The 224-nt window shown below is 50.4% G+C and carries 1 pseudogene; it reads right to left on the bottom strand.

What is annotated here, in order from left to right:
- A pseudogene (locus tag FDX22_RS24640) lies at positions 1-224 on the bottom strand (phospholipase D family protein); the annotation flags it as partial.

Consider the following 224-nt stretch of genomic DNA (forward strand, 5'->3'; position numbering starts at 1 on the left):
TAACTTTTATTGTGCATGCGGCGATTGAGCCGGGCGAAATCGGTTAAATACCCCAATGCGCGAAGGATGCGAAATGAAAAGGGATTAAACAGGCGGACTTCAATATTTGGATGGTTATCCAACAGACGCAGCGTGTCATCAAGGCCCGGAGTGTTGTTATCATCCAACAGCAAACGAACCCGTACCCCGCGTTTCGCCGCGGCCAGCAGAACAGAAAACAGCAG

Source organism: Citrobacter sp. TBCS-14 (assembly GCF_005280805.1).
Lineage (GTDB): Bacteria > Pseudomonadota > Gammaproteobacteria > Enterobacterales > Enterobacteriaceae > Citrobacter > Citrobacter gillenii.